The sequence below is a fragment of the Streptomyces sp. NPDC051909 genome (assembly GCF_040681095.1).
In the GTDB taxonomy this organism is placed as follows: domain Bacteria; phylum Actinomycetota; class Actinomycetes; order Streptomycetales; family Streptomycetaceae; genus Streptomyces.
Map to the genome: position 1 here is coordinate 80,226 of NZ_JBFAYA010000012.1, position 24,709 is coordinate 104,934.

The 24,709-nt window shown below is 73.9% G+C and carries 21 protein-coding genes and 1 pseudogene; 11 read left to right on the forward strand and 11 right to left on the reverse strand.

The genetic code is table 11. The features are described from left to right. Positions 1-40: 40 nt before the first annotated feature. Positions 41-292 carry a type B 50S ribosomal protein L31 gene (locus AB0M18_RS20425; RefSeq protein WP_365759906.1) on the reverse strand — a complete coding sequence of 84 codons (252 nt, stop codon included), beginning with the start codon at positions 290-292 and terminating at the stop codon, positions 41-43. Positions 293-428: 136 nt separating this feature from the next. After that, entirely contained in the window at positions 429-2,951 is a 2,523-nt protein-coding gene (locus AB0M18_RS20430) for a SpoIIE family protein phosphatase (protein ID WP_365759908.1), read from the reverse strand. 189 nt (positions 2,952-3,140) lie between these two features. On the opposite strand from AB0M18_RS20430, the gene AB0M18_RS20435 reads away from it, so the two are divergent. The 3 genes from AB0M18_RS20435 (at position 3,141) to AB0M18_RS20445 (ending at position 6,132) form a co-directional block, all read left to right on the forward strand. Continuing rightward, complete coding sequence (locus AB0M18_RS20435; RefSeq protein ID WP_365759910.1) at positions 3,141-3,905, forward strand: alpha/beta hydrolase; 765 nt, start codon at positions 3,141-3,143, stop codon at positions 3,903-3,905. Positions 3,906-3,996: 91 nt separating this feature from the next. Beyond that, the gene (locus AB0M18_RS20440; RefSeq protein ID WP_365759912.1) at positions 3,997-4,278 is read left to right on the forward strand and encodes a hypothetical protein; all 282 of its coding nucleotides are present in this window, start codon (positions 3,997-3,999) and stop codon (positions 4,276-4,278) included. Positions 4,279-4,476: 198 nt separating this feature from the next. After that, positions 4,477-6,132: a GMC oxidoreductase gene (locus tag AB0M18_RS20445; RefSeq protein ID WP_365759914.1), complete on the forward strand. Its 1,656-nt coding sequence runs from the start codon at positions 4,477-4,479 to the stop codon at positions 6,130-6,132. 66 nt (positions 6,133-6,198) lie between these two features. On the opposite strand, the gene AB0M18_RS20450 is transcribed toward AB0M18_RS20445, so the two are convergent. The 3 genes from AB0M18_RS20450 to AB0M18_RS20460 all read right to left on the reverse strand — a co-directional run bounded on the left by AB0M18_RS20450 (position 6,199) and on the right by AB0M18_RS20460 (position 9,672). Continuing rightward, positions 6,199-6,678: a carboxymuconolactone decarboxylase family protein gene (locus AB0M18_RS20450; protein WP_365759916.1), complete on the reverse strand. Its 480-nt coding sequence runs from the start codon at positions 6,676-6,678 to the stop codon at positions 6,199-6,201. After that, a complete protein-coding gene (locus tag AB0M18_RS20455) occupies positions 6,675-7,754 on the reverse strand; it encodes a dihydrodipicolinate reductase (RefSeq protein WP_365759918.1) in 1,080 nt (359 codons plus the stop codon). Before AB0M18_RS20455 ends, AB0M18_RS20450 begins: the two co-directional genes overlap by 4 nt. 100 nt (positions 7,755-7,854) lie before the next feature. Next, positions 7,855-9,672 (reverse strand): hypothetical protein, encoded by a 1,818-nt coding sequence (locus tag AB0M18_RS20460; RefSeq protein ID WP_365759920.1) that lies wholly within the window; start codon positions 9,670-9,672, stop codon positions 7,855-7,857. 309 nt (positions 9,673-9,981) lie between these two features. Between AB0M18_RS20460 and AB0M18_RS20465 the strand changes: the two genes are divergently transcribed. The 3 genes from AB0M18_RS20465 (at position 9,982) to AB0M18_RS20475 (ending at position 12,290) form a co-directional block, all read left to right on the forward strand. Further along, entirely contained in the window at positions 9,982-10,755 is a 774-nt protein-coding gene (locus AB0M18_RS20465) for a hypothetical protein (RefSeq protein ID WP_365759922.1), read from the forward strand. Between the two features lie 273 nt (positions 10,756-11,028). Further along, on the forward strand, positions 11,029-11,691 hold the full coding sequence (locus tag AB0M18_RS20470) for a helix-turn-helix domain-containing protein (protein ID WP_365759924.1): 663 nt from the start codon (positions 11,029-11,031) through the stop codon (positions 11,689-11,691). 131 nt (positions 11,692-11,822) lie between these two features. Then, on the forward strand, positions 11,823-12,290 hold the full coding sequence (locus AB0M18_RS20475) for a hypothetical protein (RefSeq protein ID WP_365759926.1): 468 nt from the start codon (positions 11,823-11,825) through the stop codon (positions 12,288-12,290). On the opposite strand, the gene AB0M18_RS20480 is transcribed toward AB0M18_RS20475, so the two are convergent. Further along, positions 12,269-12,874, reverse strand: coding sequence for a CGNR zinc finger domain-containing protein (locus AB0M18_RS20480; protein WP_365759928.1), 606 nt, complete (start codon positions 12,872-12,874; stop codon positions 12,269-12,271). The two genes, AB0M18_RS20475 and AB0M18_RS20480, sit on opposite strands and share 22 nt — an antisense overlap. Before the next feature lie 56 nt (positions 12,875-12,930). Here AB0M18_RS20480 and AB0M18_RS20485 point away from each other — a divergent pair, with 56 nt between their 5' ends. Further along, the gene (locus AB0M18_RS20485) at positions 12,931-14,226 is read left to right on the forward strand and encodes an MFS transporter (protein ID WP_365759930.1); all 1,296 of its coding nucleotides are present in this window, start codon (positions 12,931-12,933) and stop codon (positions 14,224-14,226) included. Here AB0M18_RS20485 and AB0M18_RS20490 read toward each other — a convergent pair. Then, positions 14,171-15,538, reverse strand: coding sequence for an NAD(P)/FAD-dependent oxidoreductase (locus AB0M18_RS20490; RefSeq protein ID WP_365759933.1), 1,368 nt, complete (start codon positions 15,536-15,538; stop codon positions 14,171-14,173). The two genes, AB0M18_RS20485 and AB0M18_RS20490, sit on opposite strands and share 56 nt — an antisense overlap. 201 nt (positions 15,539-15,739) lie before the next feature. Further along, positions 15,740-17,809, reverse strand: a complete 2,070-nt coding sequence (locus AB0M18_RS20495) for a phosphocholine-specific phospholipase C (RefSeq protein WP_365759935.1) — start codon at positions 17,807-17,809, stop codon at positions 15,740-15,742. Positions 17,810-18,105: 296 nt separating this feature from the next. On the opposite strand from AB0M18_RS20495, the gene AB0M18_RS20500 reads away from it, so the two are divergent. Next, complete coding sequence (locus tag AB0M18_RS20500; RefSeq protein ID WP_365759937.1) at positions 18,106-18,531, forward strand: nuclear transport factor 2 family protein; 426 nt, start codon at positions 18,106-18,108, stop codon at positions 18,529-18,531. A 74-nt stretch (positions 18,532-18,605) separates the two neighbouring features. Beyond that, positions 18,606-20,699 (forward strand): prolyl oligopeptidase family serine peptidase, encoded by a 2,094-nt coding sequence (locus tag AB0M18_RS20505; RefSeq protein ID WP_365759939.1) that lies wholly within the window; start codon positions 18,606-18,608, stop codon positions 20,697-20,699. Position 20,700: 1 nt separating this feature from the next. Here AB0M18_RS20505 and AB0M18_RS20510 read toward each other — a convergent pair. From AB0M18_RS20510 to AB0M18_RS20520, 3 genes and pseudogenes are all read right to left on the reverse strand, one after another. Next, positions 20,701-20,922 (reverse strand): annotated as a pseudogene (locus AB0M18_RS20510) (cytosine deaminase); the annotation flags it as partial. A gap of 241 nt (positions 20,923-21,163) precedes the next feature. After that, positions 21,164-21,895, reverse strand: a complete 732-nt coding sequence (locus tag AB0M18_RS20515; protein WP_365759942.1) for a class I SAM-dependent methyltransferase — start codon at positions 21,893-21,895, stop codon at positions 21,164-21,166. Positions 21,896-21,938: 43 nt separating this feature from the next. Beyond that, a complete protein-coding gene (locus AB0M18_RS20520) occupies positions 21,939-22,145 on the reverse strand; it encodes a hypothetical protein (RefSeq protein ID WP_365759944.1) in 207 nt (68 codons plus the stop codon). A gap of 318 nt (positions 22,146-22,463) precedes the next feature. Between AB0M18_RS20520 and AB0M18_RS20525 the strand changes: the two genes are divergently transcribed. Next, positions 22,464-23,681, forward strand: coding sequence for an RNA ligase (locus AB0M18_RS20525; protein ID WP_365759946.1), 1,218 nt, complete (start codon positions 22,464-22,466; stop codon positions 23,679-23,681). Positions 23,682-23,683: 2 nt separating this feature from the next. Beyond that, on the forward strand, positions 23,684-24,610 hold the full coding sequence (locus tag AB0M18_RS20530) for an AAA family ATPase (protein ID WP_365759948.1): 927 nt from the start codon (positions 23,684-23,686) through the stop codon (positions 24,608-24,610). Positions 24,611-24,709: the final 99 nt, after the last annotated feature.

The following is a 24,709-nucleotide window of genomic DNA, read 5'->3' on the forward strand; positions in this document are numbered from 1 at the left end:
CTGACAGTCCCCCGTGCCCAGGCGCCGGGGACGGGACGGCTCAGCCGTCTCCCTCGCCGTAACGGCGCTCGAACTTCGCGATCCGCCCCTCGGTGTCCACGGTCCGCGCCTTGCCCGTGTAGAACGGGTGGCTCTCCGACGAGATCTCCACGTCCACCACCGGATACGTGTTGCCGTCGTCCCACTCGATGGTCTGCTCACTGGTCGCCGTGGACCGGGTCAGAAAGGCGAACCCGGCCGAGCGGTCACGGAACACCACGGGCCGGTACTCCGGCTGCCTGTCCTGCTGCACTTGTCCTCCTCGGGTGGCTCTCGGGCCACCGTCGCCGGTCGTCCCCCGGTGCGCCCAGCCTCCCCGCGCACCGCCCGCACGACCAGCGCCGCACGGCCGACCGGGTGAGTGACCGCCGCGGCCGACCGCCCTCGCCTCACCCGGAGCGGGGCGGCGCGCCCCACCGCGCCGCGAGCAGCAGGGCGATGTCGTCCGGCCGGTCCAGAGCCTGGCGGGCCTCCCGGATCAGGCGGTCGGCGGTGTCCGCGAGCGCGGCCGAGCCGGCGGCCGCGAAGGTGCGGCGCAGCCGCTCCACGCCCTCGTCGATGTCCGTGCCCGGCCGCTCCACGAGACCGTCCGTGAACAGGGCGAGCACCTCGCCCGGTGCGAGCCGCAGCCGGGTCACCGGATAGGTGGCGTCCCCGTCCACCCCGAGCACGACCCCGCCGGCCAGCTCCACCACCTCCGTGCTGCCGTCCGCCCGGCGCAGCAGCGGCTGTGGATGCCCGGCCCGGGCCGCCTGCAGCTCGCCGGTGGCCGGGTCGAGCACCATGTAGCAGCAGCTCGCGAACTGCCCCGGATCCAGGTCGATCAGCAACCGGTTGGTGCCCCGCACCACGTCCTCCGGCCGGTGCCCGCTCAGCGCGAAGGCCCGTACCGCGCTGCGCAACTGCCCCATGGTGGCCGCCGCGGCCACCCCGTGGCCCTGCACGTCGCCGATCACCAGGGCCAGCCGGCCCTCACCCGTCTCGATCACGTCGTACCAGTCGCCGCCCACGTCCATGCCCTGCGTGCCGGGCAGATAGCGGCCCACCGTGTCCACGCCCTCGTACACCGGAAGACGGTGCGGGAGCAGCGCGTCCTGCAGCCCGCGGGCCAGCGCGGACTCGGAGTCGTACCGCTGCGCGCGCTCCAGGGCCTGGGCGATCAGCCCGGCGAGCGCCGTGAGCACCGTGCGCTCCTCGGCGGTGAAACCGCGCGGCTTGTCGAAGCCGAGGATGCACGAGCCCACCGGCCGGCCCGAGGCGATCAGCGGCAGGAAGGCCCGCGCACCGGTGTGCGCGTCCAGCGGCAGACCCGGATAGGCCATGCCGAGCTGGTCCATGGACTCGAAGAACAGCGGCCGCCCCGTCGTCAGCGTCTCGACGCCCGGCACCCGGGCGTCGAGACGCACCCCGTCGAAGGGCTCCAGGAAGCCGGGCGGGAAACCGGTCTCCCACGCCAGGTACAGATGCCGGTCGCTCAGCAGATAGATCGCCAGCTGCCGTCCGCCGAAGGCCGGGAGCAGCTCCTCGGTGACCACCGCCGACACCTGGCGGGCCGTCACCGCCTCCGACAGCGCGATGGCCAGCGCCACCGGCCGGTACAGGGCCGCCGCCCGCCCCTCCGGCGAGGCGAGCCCGTCGTCGTCCGCCGTGGCCGGGCGCGGCGGCAGATCGGCCGCCGCCGGGTCGTTCTCCGGCACCAGGACCAGCGTCACCCCGTCCCGGCCCGGATAGAGCGACACCGAGAGCCACTCGCCCTGCCCCGGATGCGCCATGAAGTGGATCGGCCGGTCCGAGAGCAGCGCTCCGCGCAACTGCTCCTCGTGGTACGGGTGCGCGAACCACGGCACCGCGTCCCACAGCCGCTGCCCGGCCAGTGTGCTGCGGGACAGCCCGAGGAGGCCCTCGGTGCGCTCGTTGACGTAGGTGATCCGGCCGAGCCGGTCGATCGCCAGGATCGCCCGGGGCAGCCGGTCGGTGGCGTCCGAGCCGAGGAGCCCGGTGCCGAGGTCCACCAGCGAGCCGGTGAGGACGTGCCCCGCCCGCCCGTCGGTGAGCGGCCGCGCCGTCACCTCCAGGAGGTGCAGCCCGCCGTCCGGCCCCTTCAGCCGGAGCCGCCTGGCCGCCGGGCCGCCCGAGCCGGCGGCCTGCCGGGCCAGCGCCCCCAGCGCGTACGCGTCCTCCGGCACGAGCCGCGAGGTCAGCGAGGCCACCGTCCACGGCAGCGGGCCGGTCTCGCCCAGGATGTCCCGCAGCCCCGCGTCGGCCCGGAGCGTGCCGCTGTCCAGGTCCCAGTCGAAGTAGCCGATCCGCACCGGCGGCGCGGTCCGGCTCGGCAGCTGCACGGACACCGGTTCGCCCGACCAGGCCACCCGGGTCCCGTGCCCGGCCAGACCGGCGAGCGTCGAGCCGAGCCTGCGTGCCTCCGCCAGCATCCGGCCCCGGTCCCGCGCGTCCACGGGCACCCCCGGCGTGGGCGTCCGCAGCACCACGAGCACCCCGAACCGTTCCCGGCCGTTGACCACCGGCGTGTAGAGCGAGGCGAAGGGGAACGGCAGACTCGCCACCAGCTGGGGGAACTGCCGCATGGCCTCGTCGACGTCCCCCAGGTGGACCGGCTGGCCCGAGCGGTGCGCCTCGGCCACCGGGAACGGGCGGTTGGCGTGCATCCGCCACCACGGCCGGAACAACGGCCCCGGGAGCCCCGCGAGCACGGCCAGCCGCAGCAGTCCCGGCGTGCCCGAGCGCAGGTAGACCCCGCCCGCGTACCCGCCGGCCGCCTCGACGGCCCGCAGCACCGACTCCGCGAGCACCACCGTCAGGGCGTCGGCCGCCCACCCGGCGGCGCGTGGTTCCCGGCCCTTGGGCCCGGTCCCGTCCGACGGGGCGGTGCCTGCCGCGCCGTACGAGGTCACACAGCCAGGATGCTCCAGGCCGGAAGGGCCACGCATCCCGAGCGACGGCGGACCGCCGGGACGACCGGCACCGTTCCGCACGATCCGGAACCACCCCATGGGGGCATTGACCCGGGCCGTCGCGGCTCGTCAGACTCCCGTCGTCGGCTGCCGCGGCGGGCGCGCAGCACCTCGTGACCAGGGGGCAAGATGACCGGCCGGGTTCTTCCGTACGACGTCCAGGGCACCGGGCCGCACCGGGCCCTGGTCCTGCACAACTGGTTCGGCGACCGGAGCAGCTTCGCGCCGCTGCGCGAGCATCTGGACGGCGCCGCCGGTTCCTACGCCTTCCTCGACTGCCGCGGCTACGGGGAGGCGATCGACGCCGACGGCGCGTACACGATGGAGGAGGTCGCGGCCGACGCCCTGGCCGTCGCCGACGACCTCGGCTGGGACACCTTCTCGGTGGTCGGCCACTCCATGGGCGGCAAGGCCGCCCAGCTGATGCTTCTGGACGCACCCGACCGGGTACGGTCGATCGTCGGGATCTCCCCGGTCTCCGCGGCCGGCTTCCCGCTCGACGACGCGACCTGGGAGCTCTTCGCCGGGGCTGCCGAACAGCCCGGGAACCGGCGCGCGATCATCGACAACACCACCGGCGGCCGCTACGACGACGCCTGGCTGTCCGCCCTCGTCGACCGCTCCCTGACCCGCTCCTCGCCCACCGCCTTCCGCGCCTACCTGGACTCCTGGTCGCGCACCGACTTCCACGAGCGGGTCCGTGACAACCCGGCGCCCGTCCTCCTGGTCGTCGGCGCCCACGACCCGGCGCTCGGTGCCGAGGCCATGGAGGCCACCTGGCTGCGCTGGTACCCGAACGCCCGGCTCACCGTGCTGCCGGACGCCGGGCACTACGCGCCGGAGGAGACCCCGAAGGCCGTCGCCGACGCCATCGAGGCCTTCCTGTCCGCCTGATCCGACGGGCGGGCCCGGCGGGCGGCGGGGACACTGGTCCCGGACGCGCCGGCCCGCCCGGTGCGCGGCACGGAGAGGCGGTGGGCACGGCATGGTCCTGGCCCTGACGGCGGCGGTCGCCGCCGCCCTGCTCGTCTGCCGGCTCGCCCTGCGCGAGCGCGCCGCGCCCGGCAGCGCCCGCCGTGCCCTCTCCTTCACCCGCGACCCCCGCGCGCTCGCGGCGGGGCTGCTCGCGAGCCTGCTGCTCGCCGGGCCGGCCTGGCGAGCAGCAGGTGCCGGCGCACTCGCCTGGGCGGCGCTCGCCGGAGTGCTGGTCGCCGGGCTCACCTCCGCCGCCGGGAACGGGAAGGGCTCCCGGGACCAGGGGCAGTAGCCGACGAGGTCGTAGAGGCGCTGAAGGCGCGGCACCGCACCGGTGCCGCGCCTTCAGCGCCTTCGACGTACCTACCGGGCCCGGGCCGCTCGGCCACCAGTGATTTCCGGCCGCAAGTTACCCGTCGGTTTCTCGTGACTTCCCACGAACACGCCAGTAGAACATGTTCCCATTACCCCCCAGGGTGAGGAACATCACATGAGTGACAGATCCTTTTCGGCCTCGGGTTCCAGAGGCCTGACCCGCCGTCGGTTCGTCAGTGGAACCGGTTCCATTCTGGGTGGCCTGGCGCTCGCCGGGCACACCACCGCGACGAGCGCCGCCACCCCCGCCGAGGTCACCGCCGCCCTCGCGCCCATCCCCTCCGGAGCCCGCGTCCCCGCCCTCGTCATCGGATCCGGGTACGGCGGCTCCGTCGCCGCTCTCCGGCTCGCCCAGGCAGGCGTCGACGTCCATCTCGTCGAGATGGGCATGGCCTGGGACACTCCCGGGTCCGACGGGAAGATCTTCGCCAACACCACCAGGCCCGACTACCGGTCCTTCTGGCTGCGCACCCGCACCAAGCAGCCGCTGAGCCAGTTCCTCGGCTTCCCGCTCGACAAGGACGTGCCCCGCTACACCGGCATCCTCGACGCCGAGGACTTCGCCGGGATCACCGTCTACCAGGGCCGCGGCCTCGGCGGCGGCTCCCTCGTCAACGGCGGCATGGCCGTCACCCCGCGCCGCGAGGTGTTCCCGAGCCTGCTGCCCACCGTCGACCCCGCCGAGATGTACGCCACCTACTACCCGCGCGCCAACGCCGGACTCGGCGTCACCGAGGTCGACCAGACCTGGTGGGAGAACGCCGACTGCTACCAGTACGCACGCGTCGGCCGCAAGCACGCCCAGCGCTCCGGCTTCCCCTTCGTCTTCGTGCCCAACGTCTACGACTGGGACTACATGAAGCAGGAGGCCGCCGGCGCCGTCCCCAGGTCCGCCCTCGATGGCGAGGTCATCTACGGCAACAACCACGGTAAGAAGAGCCTGCAGAAGACCTACCTCGCCCGGGCCGCCGCCACCGGCCGGGTCGCGGTCTCGCCGCTCCACAGGGTCACCACGGTCACCCCGGCGGCCGACGGCGGCTACACCGTCGCCGTCGAACGCATCGACACCACCGGCACCACCGTCGAGACCAAGACCGTCACCGCCGACCGGGTGTTCTTCGCCGCCGGCAGCGTCGGCACCAGCAAGCTGCTCACCCGCTTGAAGGCCACCGGCGCCCTGCCCGCCCTCAACGACCGGGTCGGGAAGAACTGGGGCGACAACGGCAACGTCATGTGCGGCCGGGCCAACCACATGTGGGATCCCACCGGCAAGCTCCAGTCCGCCATGCCCACCGCCGGCATCGACAACTGGGACGCCGGCGGCGCCTTCGCCGAGGTCGCCCCACTGCCCACCGGCATCGAGACCTATGCGTCCTTCTACCTCTCCATCACCCGCACCCCGCACCGTGCAGAGTTCACCTGGAACGCCGCCGCCGGCCGGGTCGACCTCAACTGGGACCGGGCCTGGAAGCAGACCTCCATCGACGCGGCCAAGAGCATCTTCGACAAGATCAACGCCAAGGAGGGGACGATCTACCGGACGGACCTCTTCGGCGCCTACAAGATCTGGGGCGACCATCTCACGTACCACCCGCTCGGCGGCGCCGTCCTCGGCGAGGCCACCGACAACTACGGACGGCTGCACGGCTACGACGGCCTGTACGTCATCGACGGCGCCCTCATCCCCGGCAGCACCAGCGTCAATCCGTTCGTCACCATCACGGCGCTGGCCGAACGCAACATCGAGAAGATCATCGCCACCGACCTGTGACGGGTGCGGCGCACGGCGAGGGGGCCGGCCGGGGAGTCCCGGCCGGCCCCTTCGCCGTGCACCGTGTCAGTGCGTCGGCAGCACGCACACCGTGTCGAGCCCGAGGACCCGGTTGAGCCGGCCGAACGCCAGCCACGACCCCAGACTCATCGTCAGCTCCACGATCTCCACCTGGCTGTACGCGCCCGTCATCCGCGCCCAGAACTCCTCGTCCAGGCCGTGGTGGTCCAGGGCGTACCGCTCCGCGTACTCCGCCGCGAGCCGCGTCCGCTCGTCGAAGACCTCCGCCGTACGCCACTCCGCGACCGCGTCCGCGAAGGACTCCTCGACCTTCTCCCCGTCCCGGTCCGTCCGCCAGTCCAGGCAGAAGCGGCAGCCGTTGATCTGCGCGATCCGCAGCCGCGCCGCCTCGAACTCGCGCAGTCCGAGCGTCGTGTGGGCGTACACCGACAGCGAGAAGTTCGCCGCCGCCATCCCGATCCCGGGGACCATGTCGCCCCATACGTACCCGATCGGCTCCCGCCCCTCGGGAATGTCGATGATCACCGCGTGCTCCTTCCCAGCTTTCCCACCGCCGGGCGCAACGGCACGTCCAGCGCGTCGTAGAGTCCCGGCTCCGCCTCCACCAGCCAGTCGACGGCCCCCACGAGCCGTCCCACCGCGGTCGCGTTCCCGCCCGCCGAACGGTTCTCACCCTCGTCCGAGGCCTCGACCGTCACCTCGATCCGCGGCCGCCCCTCCACGATCACCCGGTGCGCCCCCGAACCGTCCGGCGGCACCGGCCAGTCCGGTGCGCAGTCCGGATGGATCCGCGTCACATGCTCGATCACCAGACGCGGCTCGCCGCCGACGATCCCCTGTACCTCGAAGCGCACCGCGCCCTGGGTGCCGGCCGCGAACCCGCCCATGGTGCGGGTCCGCACCGGCGCCTCAAGGGGTCGCCGCTCCAGCGTCTCCCGGATCTCGTCCAGTTCGACGCCCAGCGCTCGCGCCATCAGCCGCAGCTGCCCGCCCCACACCATGGTCGGTACGGACGGCAGCAGCATCGGCGGCTCGTAGTCCATCGGCCGGCCCATGCCGACCAGGAAGCGCACCGACTCCTCCTGCTCGTACGTCGAGTAGTCGAAGATCTCCTGGCAGCGGATCGCCTCCACCGTGCTGCCCAGACCGCTCACGAGCAGCGGCAGCACGTCGTTGCCCCAGCCCGGGTCCACACCCGAGGCGAACAGCGAACCGCCGCCCTCCTTCACCGCCGCGAGCACCGGGTCCCGGAACTCGGGCGGCGCGTTCCGGTGGTCGTAGAGCGGATAGAGCGAGGGCGTCACCACGACCGCCCCTGCCCGCACCGCCCGGACCACGTCGGCGAGCGCCTCGTCCGGGCGCACGTCCCCGGACGCCGCGTACACCACGGCGCCCGGGTCCTCGGCGAGCACGGCCTCGACGTCGTCCCGGGCGGCCACCCCGAGCACGCGCCCGAGCCCGGCGAGCTCGCCCGCGTCGCGGCCGACCTTGGCGGGGTTCGCGACGAGAACGGCCGAGAGCGCGAGCGCCGGATGGGCGTCGACGGCCCGGATGGCCGCGCGCCCGACATTTCCGGTTCCCCATACCACGGTCGGAATCATGCGCGGAGGGTAGCGCCGGGCGCGCGAGGTTCCCAGAGGTGCGACGAGGCAGATCTGACGGATCGTCAGTACAGCGTCGGAGTTGGCCCGGGTGGCCCGGTCACCGAACACCACCCACGCAGGTGGCGTACGCACGCGGGTCCTCCGCCGCGAGCCGGCGCAGCGCGGCCGCCGCGCGCTCGGCCGGTGGCGAGCCGTCGTCGGGCAGGTACCAGACGAACTGGATCCAGGGACCGTTCTTGTCCTCCGTGCCCTCGAAGGTGCCGGGCCGGTAGAGGAACCACACCTCGGCGCTGTCCGGCGTGCGGGTGGGGGACACGGCGTACTGGAGGCGGCAGTCCCAGCGTCCCAGGAGTTCCCGGCGTGCGTTCAGACTTTCCCTGACCAGTCGTGCGAGGGTCCGGGCCGGCCAGGACCAGCGGTTCTCCGCGGTCGTCCGGGCGAGCTCCGCGTCGTACGAGACCGCGTCGAAACGGTACGCGGGGAGTACGGGCGCGGGCTCGCCGCCCGGCAGCCGCTCCGGGTGCCGCCAGTCCCGCCACACCACCTCGTCACCCTCGCGCGCGATGGTCACCCACAGCGCGCCGCAGCAGCCTTCCGAGCACCAGGCCTCGGCGAGCTGCACCTCCCGGGGCTCCTCCGTCGCCCGCAGCCGCTCGTCGCCGAATAGGTACTCCGGGGAGTGGCCTGCGCCGCGCCCGAAGACCGCGGGCACCAGCGGCTCGCCGTCGAGCAGGAAGCGGGTCTCCAGCGGGTCGTCGTCGTCCGGGTCGTGCGAAAGGACCTCGATCCGCAGTCGGCCGCCCGGCGGCGGGTCCTGGAACACCCGGTCCCGGGTGTAGCGCAGCCACTCCGCCCGGCGTCGAACCGCCGGGGAGGCGTCGGCGTCCGGCCTGGTGAACGCGCCCTCCCACTCGGGGGAGTGGAGCAGCGCACCGAGTGCGTCGAGCAGTTGCTCGACCTGTCCGTCCCGCCAGGGCAGCAGCCGGGTCGGCCCGCTGTGCAGGTCGACGGCGAGCGAGAGCAGGACGGCGGCGTGCTCGACGCACGGCGGGAGCGTGGAGGAACGCCGGACCACGAGTTCGCACACCTCCACCGCCTCGCGGTACGTGCGGACTTCGGCCGCGTAGTCGCGCGGGCTCGCCATCCGTACGAGCAGCCGGGCCGCGCGGGCGACCAGCCGCGGGTCTACCGGCTCGCGGCGCAGCAGCCCGGCGAGGCCGGTCGCCTCGGCGATCCGCCGGGCGGGGGCGGGGCCGACCGTGCCCACGTCGAGCGGCAGCCCGATCAGCAACGCCCGCGGGTCGCGCGCCCCGCCGGAGAGCAACGCGTCCACGAAGGGGCGCAGGCGGTCGGTCTCCCGCACCCGGAGGTCCAGCCAGCGCAGCGCGGCGGTGCGCGGGTCGAGCGGTTCGAGGGCGGTGAGCGCGAGCCCGTGCAGTCCGTCGAGGTGGGTCAGTGCCCGCAGCACCGGTATGTCCTCGGGCTCGCCCAGCCGCCGGAGCAGCGCGAGCCCGACGCTCACGGGGGTGCTGTGCGTGCCGGTGCGTACCAGGCGGCGGGCCAGCGCGCGGGCCGCCGCCGGATCGTCCAGTGGCATGGCGAGGACCGCGCCGACCACCGGGCCGTTGTGCATGGGGAGTTCGGTGAGGCGGCGGTGGATCTCCTCGGCCGCCTCGGGGGTGTCGGGTCCGGCGAGCAGTGGGCCGAGGGCCGCCCGGACAGCGGCGAAGCCGTTCTTGCCGCGCAGTCGGGGGCCGTTCGGCAGCGGTGGCTCGTCGGGCAACGGGAAACCCTGGCGGCGAATGACCGCGCCGGAAGCGGGGCCCTCTCGGGGACCGGCTTCGATCAGGCTCAGGGCGTAGGCGTACAGCGAGGGCCGGTCGGTGAGCGCTCCGCGCTCGTCCTGGGCGCTCACCGGCTGGTGGGGTGCTCGATTCTCTTGATCATGCCCCGAGGATGCCGTATCCCCGGGGCCGTCGTCCAGGGGGTTACGCGTCCCCGGCCGGCGCCTCGTCGACGAGCCGCAGCGCCACGAACGGCACGGCGTCGGCTCGTGCGGCTCGTGCAGCTCGGTCATCCGGGCTTCCCGCCCCACCCCCTCACGGACCGTCAACCGCAATCCGGCCTCGCCCGGACGGGTGAGGCGGCCCGGGCCCGGCGACAGGGGGGCCGCCCGCCGGGTACGGATCCCGGCATTGCCCCGAGCCCCGGAGGAGCCCTCCCCATGCCCGTCCGCAAGGGCACCACCGTCACCCTCCTGACCCGCACCCTGTCCTCGGCTCTGGTGCTGGCCGGCGTCCTCACCGGCTGCGCCGCCGGGGAGCCGAGGCCCGCGCCGCCCGCCGCAGCGCCGCCCGCCCCCACACCGCCCGCCCAGGCAAGGCCGGACGCCGCGAACCGGGCGCCGGCGCGTATCCCCGGCATCGGCCCGCAGACCCACGGCCGGATCCCCGACGGCACCACCCAGGTCCTCGTGGTGACCGGCGACGGCCCTGACGGCAACATGGCCACCGCCGTGCTCCACCAGCGGGACGCGGCGGGCCGCTGGCACCGCACCGCAGGGCCCTGGACCGGGCACAACGCCCTGCGCGGCTGGACCGACGAGCACACGGCGGGCGACCTGCGCTCACCCATCGGCGTCTTCCGGATCGGCGACGCGGGCGGCCGCCTGCCCGATCCCGGCGCGCGCCTCCCGTACGACCAGGACGAGGAGTTCGCCGTCTCGGGCACCGGTTTCCTCGGCGAGCCCCTGGAGGGCTCCTTCGACTACGTCGTCGCCATCGACTACAACCGGATCCCGGGCACCACCCCGCTCGACAAGGAGCGCCCGCTCGGCCCGGAGGCCGGCGGCGGGGTGTGGATCCACGTCGACCACGGCGGTCCCACCCAGGCCTGCGTCTCCCTGCCCCGCGAGCACATGACGGAGCTGCTGCGCGCCCTCGACCCGGCCCGCGAACCGGTCGTCGTCATGGGCCCCGCGACGGTGCTCGCCGGCTGAGCGGCACCCAGGTGCGGCGCGGTGTCCCAGGCCGTGCACGGCACGCGCCCGCGCCACGCCGTCCGCGCCACGCCGTGAAAAGGCTTGGCCGGTACGTCCGTTCTGCCGCATGGTGTCCCCTGCGTCCGGAGCCGCGCCGTCGGGGGTCCGCGGCCGGGCGGGAGCGGTCCAGGGGGACACATGGAGCACGCCGAAACGCCGGGTCACAGAAGCACGCCGGGTCACAGCAGCACGCCGGGACGCGGGGACTCCGCGACCCGGGGCGGCCGGGGTGTGCTGGAAGGGGCGTTCGCCCTTCTGGAGGCGTTACGGAGACATGGCGACGACCCGGCGGGCGTCACCGAACTCGCGCTGGCCTGCGGGGTGCCGAAGGGCACTGCGCACCGGCTGCTCGACCAGCTCGTGGCCGTCGGCGCCGTCGAGCGCCGCGACCGGCGGTACCGGGTCGGCCCGCAGCTCTACCGCCTCGGGCTCGCCTGGGAGCCGCACCCGGGGCTGCGGGCCGCCGCCCGGCTGCCGCTGCACCGGCTGCGGGCCACGACCGGGGCGAGTGTGCTGCTCGTCGTGATGCGGGAGGACCAGGCCCTGACGGTGAGTTCGGTGCCGGGGGAGCTGGAGCCCGTGGTGCCGGTGCGCGACGGGGTCGGCTTCCGCCTCGACACGGCGGCGGGCCTGGCACTGCGCGGGCCCCGGCGCGCGGGGGCCGTGCTCGACCGCGAGGACGTGATGGCCGGGGTGTGCTGCGCGGCCCTGCCCGTACGGGCCCCGGACGGCCGGACCGTGGCCGCGGTCGCCGGCATGATCCGTGCCGGAAGGGCACTGGAACCGCTGGCCGAGGCGGTCGCCGAGGCGGCCGGAGCGCTGGCCCGCGGCCTCGCCCGGGGGATGCCCGAGGTGGTTCCCGCCGCGCTGTTCCGTCCAGCGGAACGCGCGTAGAACCGGCCCCCGCGGGCCGGGCACAGTGAGGGACGTGCCGGGGGGAACGGCACGAACCGGACCCGCCGCGACGGCGGGGACGCACACCGCACGTCACCTGAGGTGACGTCACGACAAGGGGGAGAACCACCATGAGCAAGAGCCGCACCGTCCGGATGGCCGCCGCCGCGCTGCTCGGACTCGGCAGCCTCGGGGTCTTCGCCGGCACCGCCCAGGCGGAGCCGATCGACTACGTGAAGATCGAGCTTCTGGAGCTGACCTGCCACCAGAACAGCGAGGGCAACCACGACGAGGCCTACCTCAACATCACCGACGCCAACGGCAACCAGGTCAAGGTGTGGCCCGGCAACGGCATCTCGTACCAGACCATGGGTTCCGGCTATGTCCGGTCCCTGACCGACGGCAACGGCAGCTCGGCGCTGATCCTCGGCCGCGAGCAGGCCCGGACCCTCACCCTGTGGGACAAGGACACCTTCGGTTCCGACAAGCTGGGCGCGACCCTCGTGACCGGCAGCGAGGTCGGCGCCGAGGTCCAGTACCGCTCCCTGGAGGGCTCCGGCGGCGTCTACACGATCGCCTACCGCGTGATCGACATCTGATCCGTCGCGGCCGTCCCGTCCGCTCTGGCCCGCCGGTGCGCCGCGACCCGCTCGCGGGTGGCGCACCGGCGCGAGCAGTAGCGGCGGCGCTCCCGGCCACTGCCCCGGGGGACGAACACGTCCGCGCAGGCGGCCGAGGCGCACACCCCGCCCGGTGCGCGACCCCGCTCCCACAGGAGCACGGCGAGCGCGAGACAGGACGAGGCGAGGAACCACTCCGCCCACGGGGCGTCGTCGTCGCCGTCCACATGCGGATGCCAGGCACTCGCACCGCCGTGCGTGGTGAGCCGCAGCGGGCCGGTCCGTTCGGCGAGCAGCACGTTGAGTTCCCGTGCCGCCGCGTCGACGTCGTCCGCCGCGAACACGGGGCGGAGCGCCCCGGCCGCCTCCCGCAGTCCCGGCAGGTCCTCGTCGGCGAGCCCGAGCGGCTCGCTCTCGCCGTACGCGCGCAGCACGCGCGTGACCTCGTCGAGCCGCGACGGTCGCGGGTCCGGCCGGCACAGGACGTTGACCAGGTCGGCGGCGCGCAGGGCGTTGGCGAGGACGGAATGGCGGACGGAATCCTCGTCCGGAGCGGGAGGCATACGGCGAATGTAACGCATGTTGTGGAGTTCTCAGTTACCTGCGTAGCGTCGTGCCGGTGCGAAGCGACCAGGGAAGTGACGACGGAACCCGCCGGACCCGGCGCCTCCTCGCCGGCGCCGCGACCGCGCGCACCGGCGACGAGATGTCCGGCCCCGCGCTGCTCCTCCTCGGCTACGGGGGAGCGGGTCCGGAGGCCGGAGCGGGACGCGTACCGGGAGCCGGAGCGGCGGCCACGGCGTCCGCGTTGCTCGCCGGCATCACGGCCGCCGCCGCGCTCGGCGGACCGGTCCTCGGCGCGCTCCTGGACCGCGCCGCACGTCCCGGACGGCTGCTCGCCGCCTGCCTCGCCCTCTACGCGACCGGCCTGGTCGCCGTACTGCTCAGCCTCGGCCACGCGCCGTTCCCGCTCACCCTGCTCCTCGCGCTGGCCGCGGGCACCCTCGCGCCCGCCCTCGCCGGCGGCTGGACCGCCCGACTGGCCGCGGCGGCACCGCCCGAGCGCCTGCACCGGATCCACGCCCTCGACGCCATGACGTACAGCGCCGCGAGCCTGCTCGGACCTGCCCTGGCGGGACTCCTCGGCCGGCTGACCGGCGCGCCGGCCGCCGTCCTCGCCGCCGCCGCGCTGATCCTGCTCGCCGTGCCCGCCGTCCGGGGCCTGCCGCCCCAGCGCCGGGGGCCGGCCGGGCCGGTGACCGTACGAGCGCTGGTACGCGATCTCGGACGCGGCTTCGCCGGCCTCGCGCGCTCCCTGCCGCTGGCCCGGGCCACGGTCGGCTCGACGCTCTCCTGCCTCGGCCAGGGAGTGTTCGTCGCCTGCGTGCCCCTGCTCGGGGCACGGGTCCTCGGCGGACCGGGCGACGGTTCGCTGCTGCTCGGCTGCACCGCGCTCGCCGCCCTCGGTGCCGGCGCGGTGCTCACCCGCCTGCGCCGGCCTCCCCGGCCCGACACCGTGCTGTGGGCCGCGCCGCTGGTCCTCGCCGGCGCGTTCGCGACGGCTTCCGGGGCGGCCGCCGCGGACCTCCCCGGGCTCCTCGTCGCCGCCGCCCTCCTGGCCGGGGCCGCCGAAGGCCCGCAGCTCACCGCCCTGTTCGCGGTGCGGCACCGCGAGGCACCGGAAGGGCTGCGGGCCCAGGTGTTCACCACCGGCGCCAGCGTGAAGATCACCGCCTTCGCGCTGGGTGCGGCCCTCGCGGGGCCGCTCCTGACCCGCTCGGCCGCCGCGGGACTGCTCACCGCGGTGGCCGCGCAACTGCTCGCCGCCGCGTCGCACGCGGCCCTGAGCCGCGCCCCGGTCAGGAGGCGGCGGTCCGCAGCGAGGCGGTGTGCTCGCGGACCTGCTCGGGGGTGAGATAGGCGTCGGTGTACTCGAAGTCCCGCAGCGTGCCCGCCTTCGAGGCGAGGAAGCCGGTGCGCACGTAGTCGTCGCCGGCGACCGCGTTGAGCAGCCAGTTGGTCATCACCCGGGTCTTGGCCACATTGGTGCGAAGCGCCGCCCAGTGGTAGCCGCGGGCCACCGCCTGCGCCGGCATGCCGTGCAGCTCGATGCCCAGCGGCTTGGAGACCCCGTCGAGCCCGCCGAGGTCCACCACCAGGCCGAGGTCCTTGTGCACATACGGCCGGGTCGGCTCGCCGCGCAGCGTCGCGACCAGGTTGTCGGCGATCACCTTGCCCTGGCGCATGGCGTGCTGGGCGGTCGGGGGACAGATCGCGCCCTCCTCGCCCTTCGCCAGGTCCGGCACGGCCGCCGCGTCGCCCAGCGCGTACACCCCGGGCAGCCCCGGGACCACCATGTCCGCGCCGACCACGAGCCGGCCGCGCATCGTCTCGGCGCCGAGCGTGCCGATGAGCGGGCTCGCCGCGACCCCGGCCGTCCAGATCAGGGTGCGGCTGGGCAGCACCCGCCCGTCGGTGAGCGTCACGTTCTCGTCGTCCACCGAGGCCACCGACACACCGAGCGAGACCTCGATCCCGCGCTTGCGCAGGATCTCCAGGGCCGCGCCACCGAGCTTGGGCCCGAGCTCGGGCATCAACGTGGGCGCGATGTCGACCAGGTGCCACCGGATCAGCTTCGGGTCGAGCCGCGGATAGCGCTTCACCGCGTTGTGGGTGAGCAACTGGAGACACGCGGCCGTCTCGGTGCCCGCGTACCCGCCGCCCACCACCACGAACTGCAGCCGCGCGGCCCGCTCGGCCTCGTCCTGGCTCGCGTCCGCCAGGTCCAGCTGGGCGATCACGTGGTCGCGGACGTACGCGGCCTCGGCGAGCGTCTTCATGCCCCGGGCGTGCTCGGCCAGACCGGGGATGTCGAAGGTGCGGGTGACGCTGCCCGGGGCCAGGACCAGATGGTCGTACGGCTCGGTCTCCGTCTCTCCGGCGAGGGTGCGCACCACCACGACCTTGGCCTCGGTGTCGACGCCGATCGCGCCGCCGGGGATGATGCGGGTGCGGTGCTTCTCGCTGCGCCGCAGTGAGAGCGCGACCGACTGCGGAGTGAGCACGCCGGACGCGACCTGCGGCAGCAGCGGCAGGTAGAGCTGGTACGAGAAGGGCGAGAGCAGCGAGATCGCGGCCTCCCGCGGGGTCAGCCGCCGTTCGAGGCGCCGTACGCACCCCACCCCGGCGAAACCGGCGCCCACCACGAGGATTCTCGGTCGAGACACGGTGAAAGACCGCCTTTCCACGCCTTGTCCTGCCTGCGGGCCGTCGGCGGCCCTCCCAGCCTGACTAACCGAACCCATCATGCGGAAATCATCCATATCCGGCAAAAGGGTGACTGGGGGTGGCGGGGCTGGCGGGGTCGGGCCGCGCGGTCCTGCCGCCCCGGCGCCGAACCGCGCGCCGGGGCTTGCGGACGAGGGCGCTCAGCTGCCGGTGATGCTGGGCGCGCCCGTCTCGATGTGGCCGGTGTAGCGGCGCGACCAGGTGCCGTCGATGTCGGCGAGGACCGTGAAGTCGTACCACCCGTTCGTGTAGGCGACCGCGTTGAAGTAGTCCTCGCGGGACGACTTCGCCGGCACGGTGTACGTCCAGGGGCCGTCCGACCGGTAGGCGTCGGAGCGGATGGTGAAGGTGACCGCGGTGGACGCGTTGTTGGTCATCCTGAACCAGATCGCCGTCTTCCCGGTGCCCGGCTCCGTCGCGTAGCGCGCCGCGACCTCGATGTCCTTGCCCGCCTTGGAGGCGTCGCCGATGAAGCGGCGCAGGAAGCGGTTCGGGCCCATCATCGAGATGTCGTACTTCCCGGAGCCCGAGCCGAACCCGATGTTGAAGTAGTCGGTGGCCGTCGTGCCCGGGTCCACCGTGTACTGCCAGGCGGCCGTGTCCCGGTACTGGTGCGGGTGGATCGAGAAGTGCGCGGACCGGCGCGCCTCGGTGCCCTGGTTGGTCATCGAGAACCACGTGAGGATCTTGCCTGCGGCCCCGAACTCGAAGCGGTCCAGATTGCCGTTGACCTGGTACGGCACGGCGCGCGCCGGTCGTGTGCCCGGCTCCTGCGGCGGCAGGGCGTTGTCCTGCGGCACCGGGTTCGGCAGCGGGCCGCAGGTGGACTGCCCGATCACCTTGGCGGTCGACGGCAGGTTCGCCGGCACCCCGTACACCGGGTGGGCGAAGTCGAAGACGCCGGTCAGGTCGCCGGTCACCTTGCGGCGCCAGGCGCTGATGTTCGGGCAGGACGCCGGGGTGCCCAGGGCGGCCGTCCAGACCTCCATGAAGCGCAGCACCGAGGTGTGGTCGAAGACCTCGGAGCTCACCCAGCCGCCCCGGGTCCACGGGGACATGACGATCATCGGGACCCGGTAGCCGAGGCCGATCGGCACCCCGTCGATGTACTCGCCCGCCGTGCCGGGCGGCGCGACCGGCGGCGGAACGTGGTCGAAGAAGCCGTCGTTCTCGTCGTAGTTGAGGAACAGGACGGTGGAGTCGAAGACCTCCGGGTTCGCCGCGAGCGCCTGGTACACCAGGTTCACGAAGTGGGCGCCGTCGCCGGGCGGGGCGTACGGGTGCTCGGAGAAGGCCTCGCCGGCCACCACCCACGACACCTGCGGCAGGGTGCCGGCGACCACGTCGGCGCGGATCGCGGCGGCGATGTCGTCCGGCGTCGAGCCGGTGACCCTCGGCACCGAGCCCATGCCCCGGTCGTACAGCGGGTCGCCCGGCCGGGCGTCGGTGAACCTCTTGAAATAGGCCAGGCCGTTGTCGCCGTAGTTGTCCTGGGCGTTCTGGTAGACCTTCCAGCTCATCCCGGCGCGCTGCAGGGCCTCCGCGTACGTCTCCCAGGTGAGCCCGGACTCCTCGCCGCCGTCCTTGCTGGAGGCGTCGACCTTGCCGCTCCACAGGAAGGTGCGGTTGGGGCCGGTCGCGCTGAGCGTCGAGCAGAAGTAGGCGTCGCAGACGGTGTAGTTGTCGGCGAGGGCGTAGTGGAAGGGTATGTCGCCGCGGTCCAGGTACCCCAGCGTGCGGGTGTTGCCGACGCCCATCACCCAGTTGTCGAGCCGGCCCTTGTTCCACGCGGCGTGCTGCGAGGCCCAGCTGTGCGGCAGGTCGCCGTTGCACTGCGCGAGCGTCTCGCCGTCCACGCCGCCCGCCGGGGGAGTGGCGCTCAGCTTCCACGGGTACTGCCGCCCACCCCAGTTGGGCTGGTTGAACATGCCCCAGCCGCCCGGGATGTTGCCCGCGGCCCGGTCGCCGAATCCCCGCACACCACGCAGGCGCCCGAAGTAGTGGTCGAAGCTCCGGTTCTCCTGCATGAGGATCACCACGTGCTTGACGTCGGTGATGTCGCCGGAGGCCGCCTGCGCGGTCGCCGACACCGCCTCCGCCGACACCGCCTCCGCCGGCGCCGCGCCGGCCGGCGCGCCCGCCCCGGCGACCAGCCCGGCTCCGAGCCCCGCCCCGATCCCTACGAACCCTCTGCGGCTGATGGGAGTCATGCCCCGTCTCGCCCGCCTCTCGTGTCCCGCGGTGCCCCGGTGGCACGCGAGGACAGGATGAGGGAACCGGGCTCAAAGGTATACAGCCGTGCGGTAATCGATCGGTGAACTTCCCGAGGACGACGGGGGAGTCGGGTGAGAGGGGCGCGGCGATTGGTTTCATTTCGGACCAATACGAAGGCGGCTCGCGTGGTGACCCGGTCGCGGAGGACCGCCCTCGGCTCAGCCGGGGGTCCCCACCAGTGGGAAGATGAGGTGACAGGCCACCACCCGGATCCCGACCACGGAGGTGGATCATGGGCGAGGCACGCGACGTCATGGACCGTCTCACCGAGGCGGTGACACACTCGGACCTCAAGACGATCGCCACCCTCTACGCGGAGGACGCTGTCGCTCTCACCCCCGACGAGGGCGAGATCAAGGGGCGCGACGCGATCGTGGAGTACTGGCGCACGATGACCGAGGCGATCCCGAAGGCGACCTTCACGCCGCGGACCCAGTACGAGACCGGCGACACCGCGATCGACGAGGGGATCTTCAGCGGCGCCAACACGGGTCCGATCCAGCTGCCCACCGGGGAGACGCTCCCGGCGACGGGCAAGACCGTCAATCTGCGTGGGACGGACCTCGCGACCGTCAAGGACGGCAGGATCACCGACTACCGGCTGTACTTCGACCAGATGGAGTTCCTGGACCAGCTCGGACTGCTGCCGCAGCCCTGAGCACGAGACCGCGGCGGACCCCGACCGGGGCCCGCCCCTGCCCGGCGCCGAGCGCGTGGTCCACAATCGTCGGCATGAGCGACGCGACCGCCGACACCGGCACCGGCACCGGCACCGGCACCGGCACTGACATCGGCACCCCGGACCCCTACCTGTGGCTGGAGGAGGTCGAGGGCGAGCGCGCCCTCGCCTGGGTGCGGGAGCGCAACGCCGAGACGGCGGCGGAGCTCGCCGAGGGGGACGGCTTCGCCGGGCTCGTCGCCGAGCTGCGGGAGGTGCTCGACGCGCCGGACCGCATCCCGTACACCCGGCGGCGCGGCCCGTACCTCTACAACTTCTGGCAGAGCGCCGAGCACACCCGGGGCGTCTGGCGGCGCACCACCCTCGACGAGTACCGCACCGACGCGCCCGCGTGGGACGTGCTGCTCGACCTCGACGCGCTCGCCGCCGAGGAGGGCGAGGACTGGACCTGGGCGGGCGCGCAGGTGCTGCGGCCCGCGTACCGGCGGGCCCTGGTGAGCCTCGCCCGCGGCGGCGGCGACGCCGTGGTCGTGCGCGAGTACGACCTGGCGGAACGGGCCTTCGTGACCGACGGGTTCACCCTCCCCGAGGCCAAGACCGACATCGGCTGGATCGACGAGGACCACGTCTTCGTCGGCACCGACGAGGGACCCGGCTCCCTCACCTCCTCCGGCTATCCGCGCACCGTGCGCCGCTGGCGCCGCGGCACCCCGCTGGAGGCGGCCGAGCTCGTCCACGAGGGTCAGGAGTCCGACCTCGTCGTCTCCGCCTGGCACGACCCCACCGAGGGATTCGAGCGCGACTTCGTCGTCCGCTACCGCGACTTCTGGCACCACGAGACCCACCTGCTCACCCCGGACGGCGAGCTGCGCCGCCTCGACCTGCCCGAGGACGCCGACAGGTCCGTGCACCGCGAGTGGCTGCTCGTCACCCCCAAGGCGCCCTGGCTCGGACACCCCGCGGGCACGCTCCTCGCCTTCCGCTTCGACACCTTCCTCGCCGGACGGCGCGAGCCCGAGGTGCTGTTCACGCCCGACGACCGCACCGCGCTCGCCGGGCACTCATGGACCCGCAACCACCTGATCGTCGAGACCCTCCAGGACGTCGCCAGCCGCCTGCACGTGCTCACCCCGCCCGCCGACCCCACCACCGCCGGCACCGGCGTCGGCTGGAAGACCCAGGAGCTCGCCGACATCCCGCCGCTCACCTCGGCCGGCCTCACCGACACCGACCCCGACACCGGCGACGAGTACTTCCTGTCCGTCACCGGACACCTCGTCCCGCCCACCCTGCACCGCGGCGAGATCGGCGCACCGGGCGAGACGATCAAACAGGCCCCCGAGCGCTTCGACGCCACCGGCCTGGAGGCCCGCCAGTACTTCGCCGTCTCGGCCGACGGCACCCGCGTCCCGTACACCGTCGTCGGCCCCCGCGACCAGGGCCCCCGGCCCACCCTCCTCAACGGCTACGGCGGATTCGAGGTCTCCCTCACCCCCTCGTACGACACCGTGCGCGGCCGTGCCTGGCTCGCCCGCGGCGGCACGTACGTGGTGGCCGGCATCCGGGGCGGCGGCGAGTACGGACCGCGGTGGCACCGCAGCGCCCTCAAGGCCGACCGGCCGCGCGCCTACGAGGACTTCGAGGCCGTCGCCCGCGACCTGGTCGCCCGGGGCATCACCACCCCCGGGCAGCTCGGCATCACAGGCGGGAGTAACGGCGGCCTGCTGATGGGCGCCATGCTGGTCCGCAGCCCCGAGCTGTTCGGCGCGATCGTCGCGCACGTGCCGCTGCTCGACATGCTGCGTTTCCACCTGCTGCTCGCCGGAGCCAGCTGGATCGCCGAGTACGGAGACCCCGACGACCCGGCCGACCGGCCGCACCTCGCCGCGCTCTCGCCGTACCACCGCCTGGAGGCCGGCCGGCCCTACCCGCCGGTGCTGCTCACCACCTCGACCCGCGACGACCGGGTGCACCCCGGGCACGCCCGCAAGGCCGCCGCCCGGCTGCGCGAACTCGGCCACCGGGTGCTGCTGCACGAGACCCTGGCCGGCGGCCACGCGGGGGCCACCGACCACGAGCAGACCGCGTACAACAGCGCCCTGGAGCACACCTTCCTGTGGCGGACCCTGGGAGGCCGCACCGGCTGACTCACACCAGCGCGCCGTCGCGGGCCACCACCCGGCCCGCCCGCACCACGAGCTCGCGGCGCGGCAGGTCGACCACGGCCTGCGGTACGCACTCGCCGTCCAGCAGCATGAAGTCGGCGGGCGCGCCCGGCCGCAGGTCCGCGCGAGGCAGCCCGAGCAGCTCCGCGCCGCCGTGCGCGGCCAGCTCGAAGCAGGCCTCCAGCTCCTCGTCCAGGCGCACGTCGAGCGCCCAGCCGGCACCCCGTCGACGGCGACGAGGTCCGTGGCCGGGCCGCCGAGGGGGCGGACCCGGCGGAAGACGGTGGCGGTGCGGGGAGACGGGGCGGACTGGGAGGGCACGGGCGGACTCCTCGGCTCGACGCGGCACGGGTGATCGGGCGCACAGGCGCACACGAAGACGCCCATTTGGTATACCAGATGTTGTATACCGAACGGGCGTGGCCGATGCTGCCGATGCGTGGTGTTCAGTCCGAGCGGCGCGCCAGCAGATATGCCCGCCGCGTCTCGGCCTCGTGCGGATACGGGGCACGCTCCAGGTGGGCCTCGATCCGGAAGCCGGCCGCGCGCAGCGCCTCGGCGACGGCCGCAGGCCGGAGGAAATGGAATTCCACGTCGACCGCGTGCCCCCACCACTCGCCGAGGTGCCGCACCTCGGCACCGATGTGGAAGGAGAGCAGCAGCGCACCGCCGGGCCGCAGCACCCGGCCGATCTCGGCGAGCGCGGGCGCCAGCTCGTCGGGTGCGAGATGGATCAGCGAATAGAGCGCGACGGCCGAGGTGAACTCGCCGTCCCGGGCCGGCAGCCGCAGCAGGTCGCCCTCGCGGAACTCGACCGCCGGATACCGGGCCCGGCCGAGCTCCACCATCGCGGGGGAGAGGTCGACCCCGACCACCCCGGCCGCTCCGTGCCCCGCCAGCCATCCGGCGACATGCCCGGGCCCGCAGCCCAGATCGGCGACGACGCCGTCCTCGCCGGACTCCTCGACCAGAGCGGACAGCAGTGCCCGGTCCAGCGGCTTGGCGTCCAGCTCGTCGCCGATGCGGCGGAGGTACTCCTCGGCCACCGTGTCGTAGCTGCGCCGGACCCGCTCGTGGCCCGCGTGGCCTTCGTGCGCCCCCGGCCCCCAGGGTCCGCCGTCCGTACCGCCGCCGTCCGTACCGCCGCCGTCCGTGCCGTCGCCGCCCGCTCTGCTCACGGTCCCCCCCTCGTCGTCGCCCCCGGGGAGCGGAACGCGTCGGTTACCGCAGCGGACCCATCGGTGCCATCGGAGCCATGGGCGCCATCTGCGCGCCGCCGTTCGGGCCGAGCCCGGCCGGGGGCATCTGGATCACTCGGCTGAGGTCGCGCAGCACCTCTTCGGCGGTCCGCCGTACATCACCGGGCACGTCCCCCTGCTCCCGTATGAGCTCGGCGTAGATCGGGGCGGTGGTGTCCGCGTAGTTCATTGCGCTCGCTTCCTCGGCGTTCTGCGACGTCCTTCGGGCGGCGAGTCTACGGGGCCGGAACCCCGCCGAGGGCCCCGGCCCGGAAGCCTGACCCGCGCGTGGACGGCCGCGCGGCGGGGGCACTCGTTCCGTTTTCAACCGGTATCAGGGGCCCCACCGGCCCCGACCGGCGCGGATCCGTCGCGCACCGGCTCCGCTCGGTGCCGGTGGGATGTGTCCTATCCCTCGCCCGCCGGGAGGCCGGGCCGACCGCAAATTCGCTGGTCGGCATCGCGGGCGCACAGAAGAATGGGCCTCCTTGAACACGGGAGGGAACCCATGAGCCAGGCGCACCTGACTCTCGACGCGCTGCTGCCGAAGGACGAACTGGCGGCGGCGGTCGCAGCAGGCCACGTGACGCGCAAGTCGCACCCCGAGCTGCCGCTGTCCATCTACACGTACACGCGGGCCTGCCAGTACGAGGGCGTCTGGAACCGGGTCACCGTCCGCTGCCGGGGCCTCGTCGCCGACGACCGCACCGGCCGCGTCGTCGCCCTGCCGCTGCCCAAGTTCTTCAACGTCTCCGAGCACACCCACGGCCGCGCCTACGCGCCGGCGCTGCCCGACGAGCCCTTCGAGGTGTACGACAAGGTCGACGGCAGCCTCGGCGTCCTCTTCCACTACGAGGACCGCTGGCGGGTCGCCTCCAAGGGCTCCTTCGTCAGCACCCAGGCGACCTGGGCGCAGCGCCGCCTCGACGCGGCCGACACCTCGGCGCTCGTCCCGGGCACCACGTACCTCGTGGAGATCCTGTACCCGGAGAACCGGATCGTCGTGGACTACGGCGACCGCCGCGACCTCGTCCTGCTCGCCGCCTACGGACCCGACGGCAACGAGACGCCGCTCACCGAGGCCGCCGGCGCCTGGCAGGGCATCGGATCGGTCGTCACCGTGCACCCGCCGATGGCGCTCGACGCCCTGCTCAAGCTGACCGAATCGAGCACGCTCCCCGACGGCAGGGCCGCCACCGGCACCGACGCCGAGGGCTTCGTGCTGCGCTTCGCGTCCGGAGTCCGCGCCAAGGCGAAGATCGCCGAGTACGTGCGCCTCCACAAGGTCGTCACCGGCGTCACCGAGCGCGACATCTGGCGCGGCCACGGCATCCAGCGCTTCGCCGGCACCTCCGCCAAGATCCTGGCGAGCGGCCTCGGCCTGTCCATGGCCGAACTCGGCGGCATCCGCGCCGACGGCGGACGCCCGCTCGACGCGCTCCTGGAGCAGGTGCCCGACGAGTTCGACGCCTGGGTGCGGTCCGTCGTCGAGCGTCTGGAGACCGAGTTCACCGCCCGCGAGCGGGCGGTCGACGAGGCGTACGCCTCGCTCGCGCACCTCGCCGGCGACCGCTCCGCCTTCGCCCGCGCCGCGCGCGGACTGTCCGACGGACAGCTGCGCTCCGCGATGTTCCTGCGCCTCGACGGGCGCCGCACCGACCTGATGACCTGGCGCTCGCTGCGCCCCGAGAACGCCGACCCCTTCACCGCCGACGAGGAGAACTGACCGTGCCCGTGGTCCATGTGATGACCGGACTGCCGGCCTCCGGCAAGACGACCGCCGCCCGCGCCCTCCAGGAGCGGTCCGAGGGCCGGATGCGCCGGGTGAACCTCGACGACCTGCGCGGGATGCTCGACCTGCCCGGCGGCACCACCGGCGGCGACCGCCGCTCCCGCACCCACGAGCAGACCGTGCTCGGCATCCAGGACGCCGCGATCCGCGCCGCCGTCGACGACGGCTTCGACGTCGTCGTCGACAACACCCACCTCACCCCGCACATCCCGCGGCGCCTCAAGGCGGCCCTCACCGGCCGCGACGCCACCTTCGTCGTGCACGACTTCACCGACGTGCCCGTCGAGGAGTGCGTCCGCCGCGACGCCGCCCGCGAGCGGCCGGTCGGCGAGGAGATCATCCGGATCCTCGCCGACAAGCACGCCAAGGCCCGCCGCAGCGGCTGGCGGCTCACCGACGCCTGGCTCAACGAGCGGCCCGGCGTCACCCCGTACATCCCCGACCCCGCGCTGCCCACCGCCGTCCTGTGCGACATCGACGGCACCCTCGCGCTGCGCGGCGACCGCGGCCCGTACGACTTCACCCGCTGCGACCTCGACCTGCTCAACCCGCCCGTGCGTGACGCCCTGCGCGCCTTCCGCGCCGCGCACCGGGACCGGATCGTGCTGCTCTCCGGGCGCAGCGAGGACCACCGGGAGATCACCGAGGCCTGGCTCGCCCGCCACGAGGTGCCGTACGACGAGCTGTGGATGCGCGGCTCCGACGACGGGCGCTCCGACGACCTCGTCAAGGCCGAACTGTTCGACACCCACGTCCGGCCGCGCTACGCGGTCCGCGTGTCGCTCGACGACCGCGACCGGGTCGTCGCGGTCTGGCGCCGTATGGGCCTGCCGACCTGGCAGGTCAACTACGGCAACTTCTGAGCACCGGTCGTGAGCACCAGCCGTAGGCACCGGTCGTGAGCGCCGGTCGTCGACGGCCACGGCGTCGCGGACCGGCCTCGGCCGCCCGGCGGAGGCCGG